An 18,240-nucleotide genomic window follows, 5' to 3' on the forward strand; every position below is an offset into this window, starting at 1 on the left:
GTGACGCAAATTGATTCAAAGAAAAAATTTGATAGATTAAGGCTTTATAAATTGCTAGAAACAATTTATAAGGATCATACTACTGAAGAGCTTAACTTAATTTGTAATCAATTATTGCAGATTTTAGATAATTTCTCAGAGAAGTCTCGTTATGAAGAAATAAGTGAAGATAAAAAGTGGGATGAATCTTTTGCTGTTTTAATAACCTATGCCGATGGGGTTTATAAAAAAGGAGAAACTACACTTGTAACGCTTCGAGAATTACTAAGTAAAAATTTTGGGAGTTTATCAAAAGTAGTTCATATTCTTCCATTTCTTAAATCAACTAGTGATGGTGGTTTTGCTGTATCAAGTCATAAGTCTTTAGAAGAAAAATTTGGTAGTTGGGAGGATTTAAAAAGTATCTCTAATAAACATTATTTAATGGCTGATTTAGTTTTAAATCATGTTTCATCATCTCATCCATGGGTTCAGCAATTTATAAAATGTAAAGAACCCGGATTATCTAATGTTTTTTCTCCTTCACAAGATCTTGACTGGAAAAATGTTATCAGACCAAGAAGTTCATCTCTTTTCTCCCAGATAAATACAGAAGATGGACAAAAACAAGTTTGGACAACTTTTGGTCCAGATCAAATTGATTTGAATTGGCTTAATCCCAAAATGACAATAGAGTTTCTTAACTTGATTATTACTTATTTATCAAATGGTATTAAATGGTTAAGATTAGACGCTGTAGGTTTTATTTGGAAGGAGCCTGGTACAACATGTTTGCATTTACCAAAAGCACATTCAATAGTAAAAATTTTAAGAATACTTTTAAATAGCCTTCTTAAGGATGGCGTATTAATTACTGAAACTAATGTTCCACAGAAGGAAAATCTCTCTTATTTATTACCAGAAGATGAGGCGGACATGGCTTATAATTTCCCTTTGCCTCCTCTTCTTTTAGAAGCAATAATTAGTTCAAGAGCAGATATTTTGAATTCATGGATTTGTGATTGGCCAGAGTTACCCAATACTACAACGCTATTTAATTTCACTGCTTCTCATGATGGAGTGGGGTTAAGGGCTTTAGAGGGTCTCATGAATGAAGAAAGAATTAAAGATTTATTGATTAATTGTGAGAAAAGAGGTGGTCTAGTAAGTCATAGAAGATTATCAAATGGAGAAGATAAACCTTATGAACTAAATATTAGTTGGTGGAGCGCTATGGAGGATCCTGGTAGGGATTCAAATCGTTTTCAATATGAAAGGTTTTTGTTAACTCAATTACTTGTGATGTCACTAAAAGGCGTTCCTGCTTTTTATCTACCAGCATTGCTGGCTTCAGAAAATGATATAAAAAGTTTTTCAATGACAGGCCAAAGAAGAGATTTGAATAGAGAAAAATTTAAGTCAGAGAAATTAGCAGCTGTATTTAATAATCCTGAATCTAACGCTAATAAAAATCTTAAATACCTCAGACATGCAATGGATGTTAGAGCAAAATTACCTCAATTCCATCCTCAATCGCATATGGAATGTTTATCTAAAAATAGAGCTGATATTGTTGCATTAAAAAGGGGTATTGGTTCAAAAGCTGTTTTCACAATTCATAATATGACCGAAAATAAAATTAATTACAGGTGTATTGATTATGAATTTAATAAATTGATTAAAAATGATTTAAATATGCAGGATTATCTTACATCAAATAAATATAATTCTAATAATATTGAACTTGATCCCTTTCAAGTTATTTGGCTCGGTTTTTGATTGATGATTGATTTTTCTTCCTTATGGGTCGTTAGTGATGTTGATGGAACATTAATGGATCATTCTTATGATTTAACTCCAGCAAAAGAAACTATAAAATTACTTCAGGAATTATCTATACCAGTAATATTATGTACCAGTAAAACCGCTGCTGAGGTTAAGGTTATTAGAAAGGAACTTAATTTAACTGATCCATATATTGTTGAAAATGGTGCGGCCATACATGGTGAAACATTAAAGAGAGTTAATGGGGAGATTATTCTTGGAGAAAAATACGAAATACTTGAAAATATTTTAAGTAGTATTTCTAATGAAATTAATTATGATTTACAACCACTCAATAATATTTCCGACCAAGAAGCAACCGAACTGACTGGATTAAGAGGCCATTCTCTTGATTTAATGAGAGAAAGACACTGGAGTATGCCATTCTTGAATCCTCCTCAAAACAAAGAAGAAGAAATTAATATTTGTTGTAAAAGATTTGGTGTGGAAATTTTTAGAGGTAACAGGATGAGCCATATGTTATCAATTAACTCAAATAAGGGTAAAGCAATAAATGCGCTCAAGAACTATTCAAATAATCCAAATATTAAAATTATTGGTCTAGGAGATTCTCCAAATGATTTACCTTTATTATTAAATTCAGATTACAAAATTGTAATTCCTGGTCCTGGGGGACCAAATTTGAAATTAATAGAGAAATTAAAAGACCACAAATATACATTAGCGACTGATCCAAATGGTTATGGTTGGAAAAGTGAAATAAATAAGTTAATAAATAATTTAGTATTAAATAAGCGATGAATGATTTAAATATTGAATTTCCACTGGATGATTTTGAAGAATTAATTTCTCAAATTGGATGGAGTTCTTTGGATGAATGGTTTATGTTTTGGAATCTTAAGAAAGAGATGCTTTCAATTAATAATTTTTGGGATGATAATGTAAAAGATGATTGGATTTGGGGATTGGCTTTACCCCTTTTATCACAAGCATATAAATTGAATAAAAAATCTCCTAAGAGAAAAATTATTGGAATATCCGCTTTACCTGGTACAGGGAAAACTACTTTAGGTAAATGGTTGGAGAGTATGTCTTTAAAATTAAAATTTAAGTTATCTGTTATTTCTATTGATGATTTTTATCTACCTTCTGAAGAAATGGAATTTGCTATTAAAAATAATCCATGGAATGTATCTCGAGGTTTTCCTGGAAGTCACTCGATTGATTTAATGAAAGAGAAATTACTTAAATGGAAAACTGATGGACAATTAACTGTACCTGTTTTTGATAAATCATTAAGAAAAGGTCTAGGTGATAGGGCTCATTGGAGGGAAGAATCTCCTGATTTGCTGATAATTGAAGGATGGTTTTTAGGTGTAAAACCCTTATCTATAGAATTAGATAATTCTGAAAAATTTTCACCTCCATTAAGTGTTTTTGAATCTTCTTACAGAATTAAAATACAAAATAATTTAAATCAATATTTAGACGTTTGGAATATGATTGATAAAATTTGGCATTTAAAACCTTTGAAATTTGAATATTTGAATGAATGGAAATCTAATCAAGAAAAAAGTATGCAGTTTAAAAGTGGAAGTTCTCTTAAAGATAATAATTTGAGTAATTTTCTTCGAATGTTAAATGTTTCTATCCCACATAAAAGTTTTGACGATATCAGCTCGGATGTTTTATTAATGATAAATCAAGAGAGAAAGTTAATTAAAGTTGGATTAAATCAACAAATCTCTAAATAATTTTTTATTTAGTTGCTTTTTATACATTTTAGATCAATTTACTTAGTGTTTAATTAGAACAAATTTTAATTATTTTTATATGGTTGAGTTTTCTTATAAAAATGAAGGCTCCAGAATGGTTGTTTTGAGATGTATAGGACCTTCTAATTTTTTTTTAGAAAGAGTGCTATTTCCTACGGATATTTTATCTTTTACGGCTCCTAATGATTCTAGAGTTGAAATTTGGGGTAATGAATTATATGGTCCTAAACTAGAAGAAAGGATAAGAATTTCTTCTGAAAATGAAGATGCAACTCTAGTTGCTTAATTCTGTTGATTTGTAATTGTCTTCGAGTCAGAATTTTTAACGACCTACGTTAATTTTATTGATATTATTGAGATAAATTTGAATTTATAATGACTCAATTTGCTTCTTTTGCCATAGGTGGATTTGTTCCTTCAGCCGCTATTGCCGGTGTCCTAGTTTTGATTGGTCTTGGTGCATTTTTTTATCTGGGATTAAAAGGACCTACAGATTATTAATATAAAATATTAAATATACCTATTTTAGATGGATCTTACTGTAGTACTTTTTATAATTAGTATGCCTTTCGTATTACTAACAGCCTATTTTGGGACTAAAAATGATTTTTACGAAAGTGAAAATTATAAAGGTGACGGCTGTGCACACGATGTGAAAAGATAATTTTATTTAATGTTTCCGCTATATATACAAGTCCATTTATTATCAAATTGCCAAACAGGAATATAAATTTCTTTAGAAATTTTATTCCCAGCTTTTTCACAAGTTTCCATATCTTTCATTGGAATAGTATGCAAAGATGGGCTTGTTATTCCACTTACCTCAGGTCTGCCTCCTGGTCCTTGTCTGTAAGTTCCAATCACTAGCCAATAATTTGCTTTAACAGCATCAGAAAAAATAAAAAGACTTACGAAGACTAGTATTTTAAAAACAAATTTTTTCATAATATTAATACCTTAGCTTTTCTTCAAATAATGTAAATTGTATTATTTTTAATTGATATTATTATTGGAAATATTTTGAATATAAACTATTGGAATTTTTAAAGTATATTTTTTATGGAATAATTCAAGGTTTAACAGAGTTTATTCCTGTAAGTAGCACTGCTCATTTAAAAATCATATCTCTATTCTTTGGAATTGATGATCCTGGTTCGTCTGTTTCTGCAACTATACAAATTGGAAGTGTTTTTGCAATATTTTGGTATTTTAGGAAAAGTATTTCTAATTTCAAAAATACAAACTCTAGAAAACCAAGAGATTCATTTTTGTTTAATAAATTAAATAAATCTATCTTTATAGGTACAATTCCAATTGTTTTTATTGGTGGAATTATAAAGCTATTTGTTCCAGGATTCTCTGATTCGTTTTTACGTTCAAATCTTTCAATAGCTTTAGTATCTATATTGATGTCTTTAATAATGCTTTTTGCAGATATTTCGACTAAGAAATCAATTAATTTAAACAATCATAAATATCCAAACAGCTTATATATTGGAATTGCTCAAGCCTTTGCAATTGTTCCAGGAGTATCTCGTTCAGGAGCCACTATTTCTATGGCTCTTTTATCTGGATGGAATAGAAAAGATGCCGCTAAATTCTCATTCCTTCTTGGTATTCCTTCAATCTCATTAGCAGCTTTTGTTGAGTTTTTTAGTACAGTAAATCAATATTCAGCATTTCCATTCCTTCCTCTTTTTGCTGGATTAATTACAGCTTTCTTCTCTTCTCTATTAGCCATAAATTTTTTAATAAAGTATGTTTCTTCTAATGGACTCAAAATATTTGTCTATTATCGTTTAATATTCGGAATCTTAATTCTTCTCAATTTATAGGAATCTAAATTAAATTAAATCAACATTTCTATGTTAGTGTTTTTTAAATATTGTTTTTCGGATGATTTTTTTTATATCATATCAACTAGGAGAGGTTGAAGTCTCGAATCTTACTATTATTATATGTGCAATTTTTTCTTCATTTACTTTCATCGCTGTTGGAATAAGTTCTTATAAGCTGTATAAATCGTTAATAAATAAAGATGATTCTGAATCTTAATCGGAACGGCGGGATTTGAACCCACGACCCCCACTACCCCAAAGTGGTGCGCTACCAAACTGCGCTACGCCCCGTATTGACACTATAAATATAAAAGGCTTTTAATTGTTAATATCTATAGGTTTATTATTAGATCTCAATACACATTTATCAATGTCCCAATTGAAATTATCCCAGACTTTTTTTGGGAGTTTGTAATCACAGTTATTGAAACTTCCTAACTTTACTTTAGTAGGAGATGCCGAACAATATTGCCTACTACCTTCTACTGCTAAATACTGCTGATGATAGTCTTCAGCATAATAATAAGTGTCAATTTTTTTAATCTCTGTTTCTATGTGTCCTAAATTATTTTTATAAAGTTCTTTTTGGTAAGCTTCTTTGCTCGAGTAAATTTTGTCTTTATTCCTGTCATTCTTATAGTAAATTGTTGATCTATATTGAGTTCCCATATCATTACCTTGTCTATTTTTTTGGGTTGGGTTATGACATTCCCAGAACATTTTTAATAAATCGCTAATATCTATTTCATTTACATTCCAAACAACCCTTACAACTTCAGCATGACCGGTAATACCAGAGCAGACCTCGTAGTAAGTAGGGTTTTTCTTCTCTCCTCCAGCATAACCCACGGAAGTTGTAATGACTCCCGGAAGTTTCCAGAAACATTTTTCTGCACCCCAAAAACATCCACATCCAAATATTATTTCATCCTCTTGAGATTTTGGTACCTCTTTTATATCGGTACCTAATATTCTGTGGAGGGAATTTGTTTTATTTGCTGAAACTGATTTATTGTTTGTCATGAGTTTTTTAAGAAATTCAAACATCTTTAGGTATGTATTTAATTAAAAAGTTTTTTTAACTTACTATTTTATTAGTAGCTATTTCTCTTTCCCAAAGTTTTTTATATAGTCCATTGGTTTTTATCAAATCTTTATGGATCCCCTCCTGCACAATCTCACCTTTATCCATAACAAGTACCCTATCACATGTTGCTGCAACGGATAATTGATGACTAATCATTAATATTGTTTTACTTTTTTTTGCTCTCATCTCTTCGATAATTTTCGCAGCAGTTTTATTGTCTACACTGGCCAATGCATCATCTAGAACTACTACAGAAGCTTCAACTAAAAGTGCTCTTCCCAACGCTGTTCTTTGTCGTTGACCCCCACTCAGCGTGATTCCTCTTTCACCTACGATTGTTTTAAACCCTTCTGGAAAACTATTAATATCATCTATTAATCCTGCTTTTACTGCGCTTTTTTTTACAACATTTTTAGAAGCTTTTGGATCTCCAAATTTTAAATTTTCTGAAATTGTAGATGTAAATAAAAATGCTTCTTGAGGTACGATGGCAATGTGTTTTCTTAAATCTCTTAATTTAATATTCTTAATATCAATATTATCTAAAAACAATTGTCCATCGGGAATCTCAATAGTTCTACCTAGTGATTTAGCTAATGTTGTTTTTCCACAGCCTACTGGACCAACTATGGCGATAAGTTCTCCGGGATTAATTTTGAAATTTAATTTATTTAAAGAGTTAAAATTTGCACCCTCGTATCTTATTTTTAAATTTTTTGCCTCAATAAAACCTTTAACTTTTTTCTTTATGAATTTAGCTTTTGGGTTGTCAATTATTTTTGGATTGTTTTGAAATATCTCTTCAACTCTATCTAGACTTACTTGTCCTAATTGAAAAGTATTTAATGTAAATCCTAATAGAGCTGTTGGAAATACAAGTCTTTCAACAAATAATATCAATGCAACTAGTCCACCAATTGTGATAAATCCGTTTTCTAGTTGAGAGGTCCCTAGACCTAAAAGTATTAATAATGAAATTGAAGAAATACCTTGCAATAGAGGGAATAATGTACTTGCTGTTCTTGCGAGCTTTATAGCTGAATTGCGATAAACTTTATTGTAGTTATTAAATTCTTTCTTTTCAGCCTCCTCCTGTGCATAAATTTTTATAGCGCTTATCCCTGATAAATCTTCTTGTATTAAATCACTTAGTTTGGAAAGTGATTCTTGTTGAATTTTTCTTTGGCTCACCATTCTTCCTCCAAATAAACTAACTATTACTAATATCATTGGAAATATCATTAATGCAGCTACTGTCAATGTTTTATTAATCGATAACATTGAAGGAATTGTTAGAGAATAAGCCAGAACGATATTACATAAACTTAAAACTGTAAAACCTAAGAGTCTTCTAATGTTTTCTACATCACTAGTAGCTCTACTAATGATATCTCCACTACCTTTTTTTTGTATCCAATCAGGGTCTTGAATTAGTAAATGGTCAAATAATTTTTGGCGAAGATTTACTTCAACTTTTCTTCCAATCCCAAATACAATTTGCCTTGAAAATAATCTTATAAGACCCATGCATGTTGCTAGAAACATGAGTAATAATGATTTTGATATAACGTAACTAGAGGAAAATCCATCTTTCAGTTGATCAATTATGTTTTTAACTTCTAAAGGTATTAGAATACTTAAAATATTCACTACTAGGAGAGCTATCCCACCATATAAAAATTCTTTTTTGTATGGTTTTAAATACTTAAATATGACTTTTAATTTAAGATTCTTCATTTAAAAATTCCCATATGATTAAGATAATGTTTCATTTTCGAATATGTGAGCTAGTTTGATAAATGATTTCGTTTTTTATTATGAGCAATGAACAAACTCATCCTTTGCATGCAACTGATAAAAAGATTATAGATTCTCTTATATCTAAGGAAATACCAGAGGATTTTGACTTAATTAATTTAGGTAGATTAATTAATAGATATGATGATTTTCCTGGTGAAATTGAGATCAAAGATGATATTGAAAAAACACTAAAATTTTGGAAAATAACAAAGGACAATCTTTTTGAAAAGACTAAGAAATTATGGTCAAATAATTTTAGACCTTCAAATACGAATAAAGATTTAGTCGGTTCCGGTTTTGATACTTCTAATTGAGCCACGAACCTTAAATCCACTAAAGATTAATGTCTATTATTAAAACAAATTCTGAAATTCTAAACCAGTTGCTATATGGGCAAGACCTTGATGCTGAGACATCATATATTTTAATGAAAAGATGGCTAAATGATGAAATTTTGGACGTCCAAACAGGTGCTTTTTTGAGTGCATTGAGAGCTAAAGGAGCTACAGGTACTGAATTATCTTCTATGGCAGAGGTACTTTTAAATGCTTGTAAATTGCCTGTCGAACGACCCAATTTGTTTATGGTTGATACTTGTGGAACTGGGGGGGATGGGGCTAATACTTTTAATATTTCTACTGCTGTCGCTTTTGTCGCCTCATCATGTGGTGTAAATATTGCAAAACACGGAAATAAAAGTGCTAGTGGAAAAGTTGGCTCGGCAGATGTTTTGTTAAATCTTGGGATTAATTTAAATTCCACTTTAGAAAAGGTTATTTCTTCAATAGATCAAATTGGGATAACTTTCTTATTTGCTCCTGTTTGGCACAAATCATTAATTAAACTAGCTCCTTTGAGGAAGGCTCTTGGCATAAGAACTGTTTTTAACCAACTAGGGCCATTAGTAAATCCTTTAAGACCTAATGCTCAAGTTTTAGGGGTTGCTTCTGATGAATTACTTAATCCTATGGCTTCAGCTTTGAGCAGAATGGAAATGGATAGAGCAATCGTTGTTCATGGCTATGGTGGTCTAGATGAGGCTTCGTTAGAAGGTGATAATGAAATAATATTTGTAGACAAAGGTAAGCTTAAACATTCAAAAATAAATGTTTCTGACTTTAACTATCAAAACACTTCAAATAAAGATTTAATCGTATCAAATGATGACTCTTATGAAGACATATTGAAATCTGTTTTGAATGGTTCAGGTCAAAAGGCTCATTTGGATGTAGTCGCTTTAAATACAGCATTAGTACTCTGGGTTGCAGGAATTGAAGATGATATTGAAAAGGGATTTAAAAAAGCTTTGTTCTCTATGAGTAAAGCAGAGCCTTGGAATAAATTTTTGCTTTTGAAAAACTACCTTGAATCATAATAAATTTTTTAATTAATGAATCATCCTTTTAAGAAAAATGCAAAACTTGTTTTGAGTAATGGGATAACTTTTACTGGTTATTCCTTTGGTGCGATGGGTTCAACTGTTGGCGAAATTGTTTTTAATACTGGTATGACTGGTTATCAGGAAGTAATTACTGACCCAAGTTATTTTGGTCAGATCATTACATTTACTTATCCTGAGATTGGAAATACAGGAATCAATTTCGAAGATTCAGAATCAGATAATTCTGTCAGAGGTATAATTGTGCGTAATTTTTCAAATAATAATAGTAATTGGAGATCTAAATTAAACTTTAATCAGTGGCTAATAGAAAAAAATATTATTGGACTTTATGGAATTGATACAAGAGCTCTTGTTAAAATTTTAAGATCGAATGGTTCCATGAATGGAGTTATCACTACTGAAAAAAATGATTTTGATAGTTGTCTTGAAATTATTTCTAATACTCCCAATATGCAAGGTTTGAATTTAGCCAAAGATGTTTCAACAAAGAAAAATTATATTTTTAAAGAAACTACAATGACTGATTTTGATGTAAGAGAAAAAATCCACAATAATATAAATAAATACAAAATTGTGGCAATTGATTTTGGTATTAAAAAATCAATTCTCAATAGATTAGTTTCGCATGGATGTGAAATATTGGTTTTGCCTTCAAATTCTTCATTTGAAGATGTTTTAAGTCATGATCCTGATGGAATATTTTTCTCAAATGGTCCAGGTGATCCTTCATCTGTCCTTGATGGAATTAACTTAGCTAAAGCACTAATTGATTTTGGAAAAATTCCTATGTTTGGTATTTGTCTTGGTCATCAAATATTTGGTTTGGCATTAGGTGGAAAAACATATAAATTGCCTTTTGGACATCGTGGATTAAATCATCCTTGTGGCATGAATAATAATAATATTGAAATTACAAGTCAGAATCATGGTTTTGCTATAGATCCAAATTCTTTGTCAACTGAATCAGTTGAAATAACCCACTTGAATCTTAATGATAAAACTGTCGCCGGATTGAAACTTATAAATAAGCCTATATTTAGTGTTCAATATCATCCAGAAGCAAGTCCTGGTCCTCATGATTCAGATTATTTATTTGAAAAATTTGTTTCTCTAATGTTAGAAAGATGTTGACATATTGATTCTTTTTGATTTGATAATTACATTTAGTAAATTAATTTTTTTTGGAGGTATTAAACCATAGAAGATTTCCAAAAGTTAACTGTTTCGTTAAGAGGCAACATTGAAATAAAGGCAAATATAATTGTTTTTACTTTAAAAGGGCAATTAGACGCATTTTCTGAAAAACAATTTAAAACTTTTATTACCAATACCCTTAAAAAAGAACCTCTGTCATTTGTAATTGATTTAAGTAAAATAGATTTCCTTGATTCATCCGGTTTAGGTGCCCTTGTTCAAACTTCCAAGGAATGCAAAAAACTTAAACTAAGGTTTTCTGTAGTTGGAAATTCTAGAGTTGCTCAAACTATAAAACTAGTAAGATTAGCAGACTTTCTGAATTTGAAAGCTACTCTTCAAGAAGCCTTGCTCTATTTGAAGCATTGAATTATTGGATACAAAATCTTGCTCCTGATGGTTCTCCTGATGAGATAGGTGTTATTCAACTTGCTTGGCTAGGGGATTCTATATGGGAGTTACATCAAAGATTACGCCATATTCATATCCCATTAAAATCAAAAGATCTTCATCTTTCAGTTGTTAATGAAGTAAAAGCTCAAGCTCAATCAAAAGCATTAGATGAAATTGAACATTTATTAAATTCATTTGAAATTAATTTAATAAGACGAGCCAGAAATAAAACAAAGCGATTTCCAAAATCTTCAGATCCTGCTATCTATTCAAGAGCAACAGGTTTTGAAGCTTTAGTTGGTTGGTTATTTCTAAAAGACCCTAAAAGATTGTCTAAATTTTTTGAATACCTAGAGTGTAAATAAGCTATAAGATTTATGAAAAACTTTTCTAAAAATAATTATTCAACAAAAAGGAATGATACAGAAAATAGAAGATCACAATCAAAAAATAATTTTAAAAAAGGAAATGATTTAAATACAAGAGATAATTTTAAAAGGCGAGACGATTCTAATAGAAGAGACGATTCTAATAGAAGAGACGATTCTAATAGAAGAGACGATTTTAAAAGACGAGATAATTTTAAAAGACGAGACGATTCTAATAGAAGAGACGATTTTAAAAGAAGAGATAATTTTAAAAGAAGAGACGATTACGAAAGAAAAGACGATATTAAAAGTAATGAATACAACTACTTAAATTCAAAAGAAAAACCTAGAAATAGTTTTAATCAACCACAAACAAGATTTTCCTCTAACGCTCCGCAAACTAAAAATTATTCTGAAAACAGTTCAAAAAAATTTCAATTGAGTCCAAATGAAAGAAATTTTGAAGACTGGGTTTGGGGTAAGCATTCTGTTTTTGCTGCTTTAAATAGTGAAAGACCAATCAATAGGATTTGGTGTACTTCTGAAATTTTTTCTTCAGAAAAATTTTACCTATTATTAAAAGACCTTAAGTCTAAAGGCGTTTTAATAGAAGAGGTGACTTGGTCTAGACTCTCTCAACTAACATCCGGAGCCGTTCATCAAGGTGTTGCTTTACAACATGCTTCTACTGAGTCAATATCTTTAGAAAAATTAATTGATATATCAAAAAGTAAATCCTCTAATCCTATTATTGTTGCATTGGATGGTGTGACAGATCCTCACAACTTTGGTGCAATTATTAGATCAGCAGAAGCTTTTGATTGCAAAGGTATTATTGTTCCTCAAAGAAGATCTGCAGGTTTAACTGGAACTGTTGCAAAAGTTGCTGCTGGAGCATTAGAGCATATACCTGTAAGCAGAGTAGTAAATCTAAATAGAGCTATTGATGAATTAAAGAAAAAGGGGTTTATCATTATTGGTTTATCTGGAGATGGGCAAGTCCCCATTTCAGAATTTAAAGAAAAAGCTCCTTTTGTTGTAATAGTTGGAGCAGAAAATAAAGGAATCTCTTTGCTAGTCCAAAAAAAATGTGATTATTTACTTAAAATTCCTCTTAAAGGGAAGACTTCGAGCTTAAATGCCTCTGTAGCAGCTGCTATTTCCTTATGTTATTTATCAAATAGTTAACATAATTATTAAGTAAAAATTGCTATTTTGATTAAATATTTATCGTTATTTCAATATATTTATTTAAATCAAATTAATTACTTGAATAATTAGTTGAAAATTGTATAGAATTTAACAAGAATTTATGGTCTTAAATGAAGACCAAAAAATATTGATTAGAAATTTAGGTAACAAACTTGGTTTGGCTTGGTGGGCAAAAGTCGAGACCGGAAATCCTTCGGGAATCTATTGGTATGGTCCATTTCTTACAAAAAGTAGTCTTAAGAAAAATCTAGAAAAATTTCTTTCTGATCTTTCAGACGAAGGTTCAACAGATATTAAATACCATATTGTTAGATGTAATAAAGAAGAACCCCTAACTGTTTGATAACTAATTTAATCTAAATTTTCGATTTTGATATGAACTTTAATTCTTTTAGAAAAGAAATTAATAGTGGAAATGCTTCAGTTAAGGAATTAGTTAATGAATTCTTTTTAAAAATAGATTCATTAAATCCAAAAATAAATGCTTATACTTGCTTAACAAAAAGCATTGCTAATTCTCAATCTGAAAACATTGATAAATTAATAACTAATAATCAAAAACTTCCACCGCTTGCAGGAATACCTATTGCGATAAAAGATAATATTTGTACTAAAGGGGTTGTTACATCTTGTTCAAGTAAAATGCTTAAAGACTTTGTTTCTCCATACGAGTCTTCTGCGTCAGGTAAATTATGGTCATCTGGTGGTATTTGCTTAGGGAAGACTAATTTAGACGAATTTGCGATGGGAAGTTCGACTGAGACTTCTGTATTTGGTGCGACATCAAATCCTTGGGATGTAAATAGAGTACCTGGTGGAAGTTCAGGTGGAAGTGCCGCTTCAGTAGCTGCAGGTCTATGCTTAGCCGCTATTGGATCAGATACCGGAGGCTCCATAAGACAGCCAGCATCTTTTTGTGGAGTTGTGGGACTAAAACCAACATACGGAAGAGTAAGTAGATGGGGACTAATTGCATTTGCAAGTTCTCTAGATCAAATTGGTCCAATTACAAATACTGTTTCAGATGCTGCTGAGATTCTTTATTCAATTTCTGGTAAGGATAATCTAGATTCAACATGTCTTGATAAATCAGTTCCTAATTACTTATCAGATTTAGATAAATCTATTAAAGGTATTAAAATAGGTATTATTGAAGAATGTTTTGATCATCCTGGGCTTGATCCTGAAGTTAAGGAATCAGTTTTATCAAGTGTTGAGAGGTTCAGATCTTTAGGAGCTGAAATTCACGACATAAAGTGTCCAAGATTTAACGACGGCATTGCCACTTATTATGTTATTGCTCCATGTGAGGCTTCAGCTAATTTAGCAAGATATGATGGCGTTAAATATGGATATAGATCAGAAGGTGATTCTAATTTATTAGAAATGATATCTAAGAGTAGAGCTGAAGGATTTGGAGATGAAGTACAAAGAAGAATTTTGATTGGTACCTATGCTTTGTCTGCAGGATATAGTGATGCATATTACAAGAAAGCTCAGAAAGTAAGAACTTTAATTAGAAAGGATTTTGATACAGCTTTTAAGGAAGTAGATGTTTTATTAACCCCCACATGTCCTACCACTGCATTCTTAAAAGGTGATTTTGTAAATGACCCTTTATCAATGTATTTGTCTGATCTCTTAACTGTTCCAGTAAATCTTGCTGGACTCCCAGCTATCAGCATTCCATGTGGTTTTGATAAAAAGGGTTTACCTATCGGTCTTCAATTAATCGGAAATGTATTGGAGGAGCATCGAATATTGAATGTTGCAAATATATTTGAAAAAGATGCTGAAGTTATGAATAGTAAACCTAATATTGAAATTTGAATTAATAATTAATTTGTATTAGTAAAATATAGAATTTTTTAAAATATTCTCTATCTTATAAATATAAATTGGTTAAACATGGGATTTGTTCCACTACATAATCATAGCGATTACAGCCTTCTAGATGGAGCAAGTCAAGTTTCGAAAATTGTTGATAGAGCTTGTGAACTTGGAATGGATTCAATTGCTTTGACCGATCATGGAGTAATGTATGGCGTTCTTGATTTAGTAAAAAAATGCAAAAGTAAGGGTATAAAACCAATCATTGGTAATGAAATGTACATTATCAATGGTTCTATCGATGATCCTCAGCCAAAAAAGGAAAAAAGATACCATTTGGTAGTATTAGCCAAAAATCATACAGGCTATAAGAATCTTGTAAAGTTAACAACGATTAGCCATCTTAATGGTATGAGGGGCAGAGGTATCTTTTCTAGACCTTGTATTGATAAAACTCTTCTAGAAAAATATAATGATGGTCTTATTATTTCAACAGCATGTTTAGGTGGAGAGATTCCTCAAGCAATCTTAAAAGGAAGGATTGATGTCGCTGAGAATACTGCTGTTTGGTATAAGAAATTATTTGGAGATGATTTTTATTTAGAAATACAAGATCATGGTTCTATAGAAGACAGAATTGTAAATGTTGAATTAATAAGAATAGGTAAAGAGCATCAAATTAAAGTTATTGCTACAAATGATGCTCACTATATCTCAAACATGGATGTTGAAGCTCATGATGCCTTACTTTGTGTTCTTACGGGAAAATTAATAAGTGACGAAAAGAGATTGAGATATACGGGAACAGAATATATTAAAAGTGAAGATGAAATGCTTAGACTTTTTAACGATCATATTGATAAAGAATCTATTAAAGAAGCAATAAATAATACGGTTGAGGTTTCACAAAAGATTGAGGAATTTGAGTTGTTCGGTACCTACAGAATGCCAAAGTTTCCTTTAAAAGAAGAGACTGACTCTTTATCATTTTTGACCAAAATAACTAAGCAGGGTCTTTTAAGTAGGCTTAATAAAAATAATCTTGATGAAATCGATGAAATCTACAAGAAAAGGTTAACTTCAGAATTAAAAATAATAGATGATATGGGTTTCCCAGACTATTTCTTAGTTGTGTGGGATTATATAAAATTTGCTAGAGATAGCTCTATACCTGTTGGCCCAGGCAGAGGTTCCGCTGCAGGTTCACTTGTAGCATATGCTCTTCAAATTACAAACATTGATCCAGTTAAACATGGATTATTATTTGAGAGATTCTTAAATCCAGCAAGAAAATCTATGCCTGATATTGATACAGATTTTTGTATTGACAGGAGAAATGAAGTTATTGATTATGTAACCAACAGATATGGCGAAGATAAAGTTGCGCAAATAATTACCTTTAATAAAATGACATCAAAAGCAGTATTAAAGGACGTTGCAAGAGTACTAGATATCTCTTATGGAGAATCGGATAAGTTGGCTAAGTTAATACCAGTTGTAAGGGGGAAACCTTATAAGCTGAACGAAATGATTGATAAAAAATCTCCTAGTCCTGAATTTAGGGATAAATATTTAAAAGATATTAAGGTAAAAAGATGGGTTGATTTGGCATTGAGAATTGAGGGTACTAATAAAACATATGGTGTTCATGCCGCAGGAGTTGTAATAGCATCTGATCCTTTAGATATGCTAGTGCCACTGCAGAGGAATAATGAAGGACAAATAATTACACAATATTCAATGGATGATATTGAATCGTTAGGCTTATTAAAAATGGACTTCTTAGGCCTTAAAAATCTTACAATGATAGATAAGACTATATCTTTAATTGAAAGTTCCACAGGACAAAAAATAAATATCGATCAATTACCTCCAAAAGATAATAAAACTTTTGATCTTATTGGAAGAGGAGATTTAGAAGGGATATTTCAATTAGAATCATCTGGGATGAAACAAGTTGTTAAAGACTTTAAGCCAAATTCTCTTGAAGATATCTCCTCTATTTTGGCTTTATATAGGCCTGGGCCTCTTGATGCTGGTCTCATACCAAAGTTTATCAATAGAAAAAATGGGAGTGAAAAAATAGATTTTCCTCATCCTTTAATTGAATCTATTCTCACTGAAACCTATGGAATAATGGTTTATCAAGAGCAAATTATGAAAATTGCTCAAGATTTGGCAGGTTATTCTCTTGGGGATGCAGACTTGTTACGAAGAGCAATGGGAAAGAAGAAAGTATCTGAGATGGTTAAACATCGTAATATTTTTATTGAAGGATCCTGTAAAAAAGGTGTAGATAAAAAAATTGCTAATGATCTTTTTGATCAAATGGTTTTATTCGCTGAATATTGTTTTAATAAAAGTCATTCTACTGCATATGGAGCAGTCACTTACCAAACTGCTTTTTTAAAAGCACATTATCCAGTAGCTTATATGGCTTCTCTTCTAAGTGTTAATGCTGGTTCAAGTGACAAAATGCAGAGATATATTTCTAATTGTTATTCCATGGGAATAGAAGTCATTTCACCAAGTATTAATTTATCGGGAATTGATTTCACTATTAAAAAGGATCAAATTTTGTTTGGATTATCTGCTATTAAGAATCTCGGAGATTCAGCTATAAGAAATATAATTGATAATCGTATTAAACTAGGAGTTTTCAAATCATTTTCTGATTTATGCGATCGTTTACCCTCTAATATTTTAAATAAAAGGAATCTCGAATCTTTAATTCATTGTGGAGCCCTTGATGAATTTTCTGAAAATAATAATAGAGCTCAACTTTTTTCAGATCTTGAATATGTAATGGAATGGGCATCCTCACGTAATCGTGATCGGATTTCTGGACAAGGAAATTTATTTGATTCAATTAGTAAAAACGATACCAAAGAATTTTCTTTATCTCAAGGATCTAAAGTTGAAGATTACTCCTTAATTGAAAAGCTTAAATTAGAAAAGCAACTTTTAGGTTTTTATTTATCAGATCATCCTTTAAAACATCTTGCAAAGCCAGCTAAACTTGTTTCTCCTATAAGTATCTCTCAATTAGAGAACTCCCACGACAGAACAAAAGTCTCTTTAGTTGGAATGATTCCAGAATTAAAGCAAATTACTACAAGAAAAGGCGACAGAATGGCTATTGTTCAACTTGAAGATCTTTCTGGAAGTTGTGAGGCAATAGTATTCCCTAAAACCTATTGTAGATTATCTGAATTTTTGCTTACTGATACAAGACTATTAGTCTGGGGCACTATTGATAAAAAAAGTGATAAGACTCAATTAATTATTGATGACTGCAGAGAAATTGATAATTTAAAGTTACTTGTCATTAATCTTGATAGTTCCCAAGCCTCAGATATAAGAATTCAAAACACAATAAGAGATTGTTTAGTTAAATTTAAACCAGAAAGAGATAAATGTGGAATTAAAATTCCAGTATTAGCTGCTGTTAGGAATAATGACTCTACAACTTATGTTAAGTTTGGAGATCAATTTTGTGTTGGAGATATTCTCGGTGTTTCGAAATTACTCTCTGATAAATCTTTTCAAGTAAATTTGAAATCTATGATTGCATAAT

General features: G+C 30.7%; 19 protein-coding genes and 1 tRNA gene. 16 read left to right on the top strand and 4 right to left on the bottom strand.

Features of this window, described 5'->3' with window-relative positions:
* The 5 genes from ACTF45_RS05745 (at position 1) to ACTF45_RS05765 (ending at position 4,040) form a co-directional block, all read left to right on the top strand.
* Positions 1-1,758 (top strand): sugar phosphorylase, encoded by a 1,758-nt coding sequence (locus ACTF45_RS05745; protein ID WP_438949521.1) that lies wholly within the window; start codon positions 1-3, stop codon positions 1,756-1,758.
* A gap of 3 nt (positions 1,759-1,761) precedes the next feature.
* Complete coding sequence (yedP, locus tag ACTF45_RS05750) at positions 1,762-2,565, top strand: mannosyl-3-phosphoglycerate phosphatase-related protein YedP (protein ID WP_288348048.1); 804 nt, start codon at positions 1,762-1,764, stop codon at positions 2,563-2,565.
* Positions 2,562-3,518, top strand: a complete 957-nt coding sequence (locus tag ACTF45_RS05755) for a kinase (RefSeq protein WP_438949522.1) — start codon at positions 2,562-2,564, stop codon at positions 3,516-3,518. The genes yedP and ACTF45_RS05755 overlap by 4 nt, the downstream gene beginning before the upstream one ends.
* A 79-nt stretch (positions 3,519-3,597) precedes the next feature.
* Positions 3,598-3,825, top strand: coding sequence for a DUF1830 domain-containing protein (locus ACTF45_RS05760; RefSeq protein WP_011132591.1), 228 nt, complete (start codon positions 3,598-3,600; stop codon positions 3,823-3,825).
* An 89-nt stretch (positions 3,826-3,914) separates the two neighbouring features.
* A complete protein-coding gene (locus ACTF45_RS05765; RefSeq protein ID WP_288348050.1) occupies positions 3,915-4,040 on the top strand; it encodes a hypothetical protein in 126 nt (41 codons plus the stop codon).
* A gap of 165 nt (positions 4,041-4,205) precedes the next feature.
* Here the strand turns inward: ACTF45_RS05765 and ACTF45_RS05770 are convergent, their stop codons facing one another.
* Positions 4,206-4,484 (bottom strand): hypothetical protein, encoded by a 279-nt coding sequence (locus ACTF45_RS05770; protein WP_288348051.1) that lies wholly within the window; start codon positions 4,482-4,484, stop codon positions 4,206-4,208.
* 89 nt (positions 4,485-4,573) lie between these two features.
* Between ACTF45_RS05770 and ACTF45_RS05775 the strand changes: the two genes are divergently transcribed.
* Together ACTF45_RS05775 and ACTF45_RS05780 are read left to right on the top strand one after the other, a co-directional pair.
* Positions 4,574-5,374, top strand: a complete 801-nt coding sequence (locus tag ACTF45_RS05775; RefSeq protein ID WP_438949523.1) for an undecaprenyl-diphosphate phosphatase — start codon at positions 4,574-4,576, stop codon at positions 5,372-5,374.
* Between the two features lie 61 nt (positions 5,375-5,435).
* Complete coding sequence (locus ACTF45_RS05780; RefSeq protein WP_288348053.1) at positions 5,436-5,594, top strand: hypothetical protein; 159 nt, start codon at positions 5,436-5,438, stop codon at positions 5,592-5,594.
* Here ACTF45_RS05780 and ACTF45_RS05785 read toward each other — a convergent pair.
* The 3 genes from ACTF45_RS05785 to ACTF45_RS05795 form a co-directional block, all read right to left on the bottom strand.
* Positions 5,595-5,668, bottom strand: a tRNA-Pro gene (locus tag ACTF45_RS05785).
* A 27-nt stretch (positions 5,669-5,695) separates the two neighbouring features.
* Complete coding sequence (gene msrA / locus ACTF45_RS05790; RefSeq protein ID WP_288348054.1) at positions 5,696-6,424, bottom strand: peptide-methionine (S)-S-oxide reductase MsrA; 729 nt, start codon at positions 6,422-6,424, stop codon at positions 5,696-5,698.
* A 31-nt stretch (positions 6,425-6,455) separates the two neighbouring features.
* Positions 6,456-8,201, bottom strand: a complete 1,746-nt coding sequence (locus ACTF45_RS05795; RefSeq protein ID WP_288348055.1) for an ABC transporter ATP-binding protein — start codon at positions 8,199-8,201, stop codon at positions 6,456-6,458.
* A gap of 80 nt (positions 8,202-8,281) precedes the next feature.
* On the opposite strand from ACTF45_RS05795, the gene ACTF45_RS05800 reads away from it, so the two are divergent.
* From ACTF45_RS05800 to ACTF45_RS05840, 9 genes are all read left to right on the top strand, one after another.
* Positions 8,282-8,578, top strand: a complete 297-nt coding sequence (locus ACTF45_RS05800) for a DUF3288 family protein (RefSeq protein WP_288348056.1) — start codon at positions 8,282-8,284, stop codon at positions 8,576-8,578.
* A gap of 29 nt (positions 8,579-8,607) precedes the next feature.
* Complete coding sequence (gene trpD / locus ACTF45_RS05805; RefSeq protein WP_438949524.1) at positions 8,608-9,639, top strand: anthranilate phosphoribosyltransferase; 1,032 nt, start codon at positions 8,608-8,610, stop codon at positions 9,637-9,639.
* Positions 9,640-9,654: 15 nt separating this feature from the next.
* On the top strand, positions 9,655-10,797 hold the full coding sequence (gene carA / locus ACTF45_RS05810; RefSeq protein ID WP_438949525.1) for a glutamine-hydrolyzing carbamoyl-phosphate synthase small subunit: 1,143 nt from the start codon (positions 9,655-9,657) through the stop codon (positions 10,795-10,797).
* 129 nt (positions 10,798-10,926) lie between these two features.
* A complete protein-coding gene (locus ACTF45_RS05815) occupies positions 10,927-11,229 on the top strand; it encodes an STAS domain-containing protein (protein WP_438949554.1) in 303 nt (100 codons plus the stop codon).
* Positions 11,226-11,618: a ribonuclease III domain-containing protein gene (locus ACTF45_RS05820; RefSeq protein ID WP_438949526.1), complete on the top strand. Its 393-nt coding sequence runs from the start codon at positions 11,226-11,228 to the stop codon at positions 11,616-11,618. Before ACTF45_RS05815 ends, ACTF45_RS05820 begins: the two co-directional genes overlap by 4 nt.
* A 12-nt stretch (positions 11,619-11,630) precedes the next feature.
* Entirely contained in the window at positions 11,631-12,809 is a 1,179-nt protein-coding gene (rlmB, locus tag ACTF45_RS05825) for a 23S rRNA (guanosine(2251)-2'-O)-methyltransferase RlmB (protein WP_438949527.1), read from the top strand.
* Between the two features lie 124 nt (positions 12,810-12,933).
* Positions 12,934-13,176, top strand: coding sequence for a DUF1816 domain-containing protein (locus tag ACTF45_RS05830; protein ID WP_288348403.1), 243 nt, complete (start codon positions 12,934-12,936; stop codon positions 13,174-13,176).
* Positions 13,177-13,208: 32 nt separating this feature from the next.
* Complete coding sequence (gatA, locus tag ACTF45_RS05835; RefSeq protein WP_438949528.1) at positions 13,209-14,663, top strand: Asp-tRNA(Asn)/Glu-tRNA(Gln) amidotransferase subunit GatA; 1,455 nt, start codon at positions 13,209-13,211, stop codon at positions 14,661-14,663.
* Between the two features lie 78 nt (positions 14,664-14,741).
* Positions 14,742-18,239, top strand: a complete 3,498-nt coding sequence (locus ACTF45_RS05840) for a DNA polymerase III subunit alpha (RefSeq protein WP_288348295.1) — start codon at positions 14,742-14,744, stop codon at positions 18,237-18,239.
* The last annotated feature ends 1 nt before the right edge of the window (position 18,240 follow it).

Source organism: Prochlorococcus sp. (assembly GCF_965655815.1).
In the GTDB taxonomy this organism is placed as follows: Bacteria; Cyanobacteriota; Cyanobacteriia; order PCC-6307; family Cyanobiaceae; genus Prochlorococcus_A; species Prochlorococcus_A pastoris.

Excerpts from the sequence above, each read along its gene's own strand:
- yedP (WP_288348048.1), top strand. The coding sequence starts at position 1,762 with ATGATTGATTTTTCTTCCTTATGGGTCGTTAGTGATGTTGATGGAACA.
- ACTF45_RS05755 (WP_438949522.1), top strand. The coding sequence starts at position 2,562 with ATGAATGATTTAAATATTGAATTTCCACTGGATGATTTTGAAGAATTA.
- ACTF45_RS05760 (WP_011132591.1), top strand. The coding sequence starts at position 3,598 with ATGGTTGAGTTTTCTTATAAAAATGAAGGCTCCAGAATGGTTGTTTTG.
- ACTF45_RS05765 (WP_288348050.1), top strand. The coding sequence starts at position 3,915 with ATGACTCAATTTGCTTCTTTTGCCATAGGTGGATTTGTTCCTTCAGCC.
- ACTF45_RS05770 (WP_288348051.1), bottom strand. The coding sequence starts at position 4,484 with ATGAAAAAATTTGTTTTTAAAATACTAGTCTTCGTAAGTCTTTTTATT.
- ACTF45_RS05780 (WP_288348053.1), top strand. The coding sequence starts at position 5,436 with ATGATTTTTTTTATATCATATCAACTAGGAGAGGTTGAAGTCTCGAAT.
- msrA (WP_288348054.1), bottom strand. The coding sequence starts at position 6,424 with ATGTTTGAATTTCTTAAAAAACTCATGACAAACAATAAATCAGTTTCA.
- ACTF45_RS05795 (WP_288348055.1), bottom strand. The coding sequence starts at position 8,201 with ATGAAGAATCTTAAATTAAAAGTCATATTTAAGTATTTAAAACCATAC.
- ACTF45_RS05800 (WP_288348056.1), top strand. The coding sequence starts at position 8,282 with ATGAGCAATGAACAAACTCATCCTTTGCATGCAACTGATAAAAAGATT.
- trpD (WP_438949524.1), top strand. The coding sequence starts at position 8,608 with ATGTCTATTATTAAAACAAATTCTGAAATTCTAAACCAGTTGCTATAT.
- carA (WP_438949525.1), top strand. The coding sequence starts at position 9,655 with ATGAATCATCCTTTTAAGAAAAATGCAAAACTTGTTTTGAGTAATGGG.
- rlmB (WP_438949527.1), top strand. The coding sequence starts at position 11,631 with ATGAAAAACTTTTCTAAAAATAATTATTCAACAAAAAGGAATGATACA.
- ACTF45_RS05830 (WP_288348403.1), top strand. The coding sequence starts at position 12,934 with ATGGTCTTAAATGAAGACCAAAAAATATTGATTAGAAATTTAGGTAAC.
- gatA (WP_438949528.1), top strand. The coding sequence starts at position 13,209 with ATGAACTTTAATTCTTTTAGAAAAGAAATTAATAGTGGAAATGCTTCA.
- ACTF45_RS05840 (WP_288348295.1), top strand. The coding sequence starts at position 14,742 with ATGGGATTTGTTCCACTACATAATCATAGCGATTACAGCCTTCTAGAT.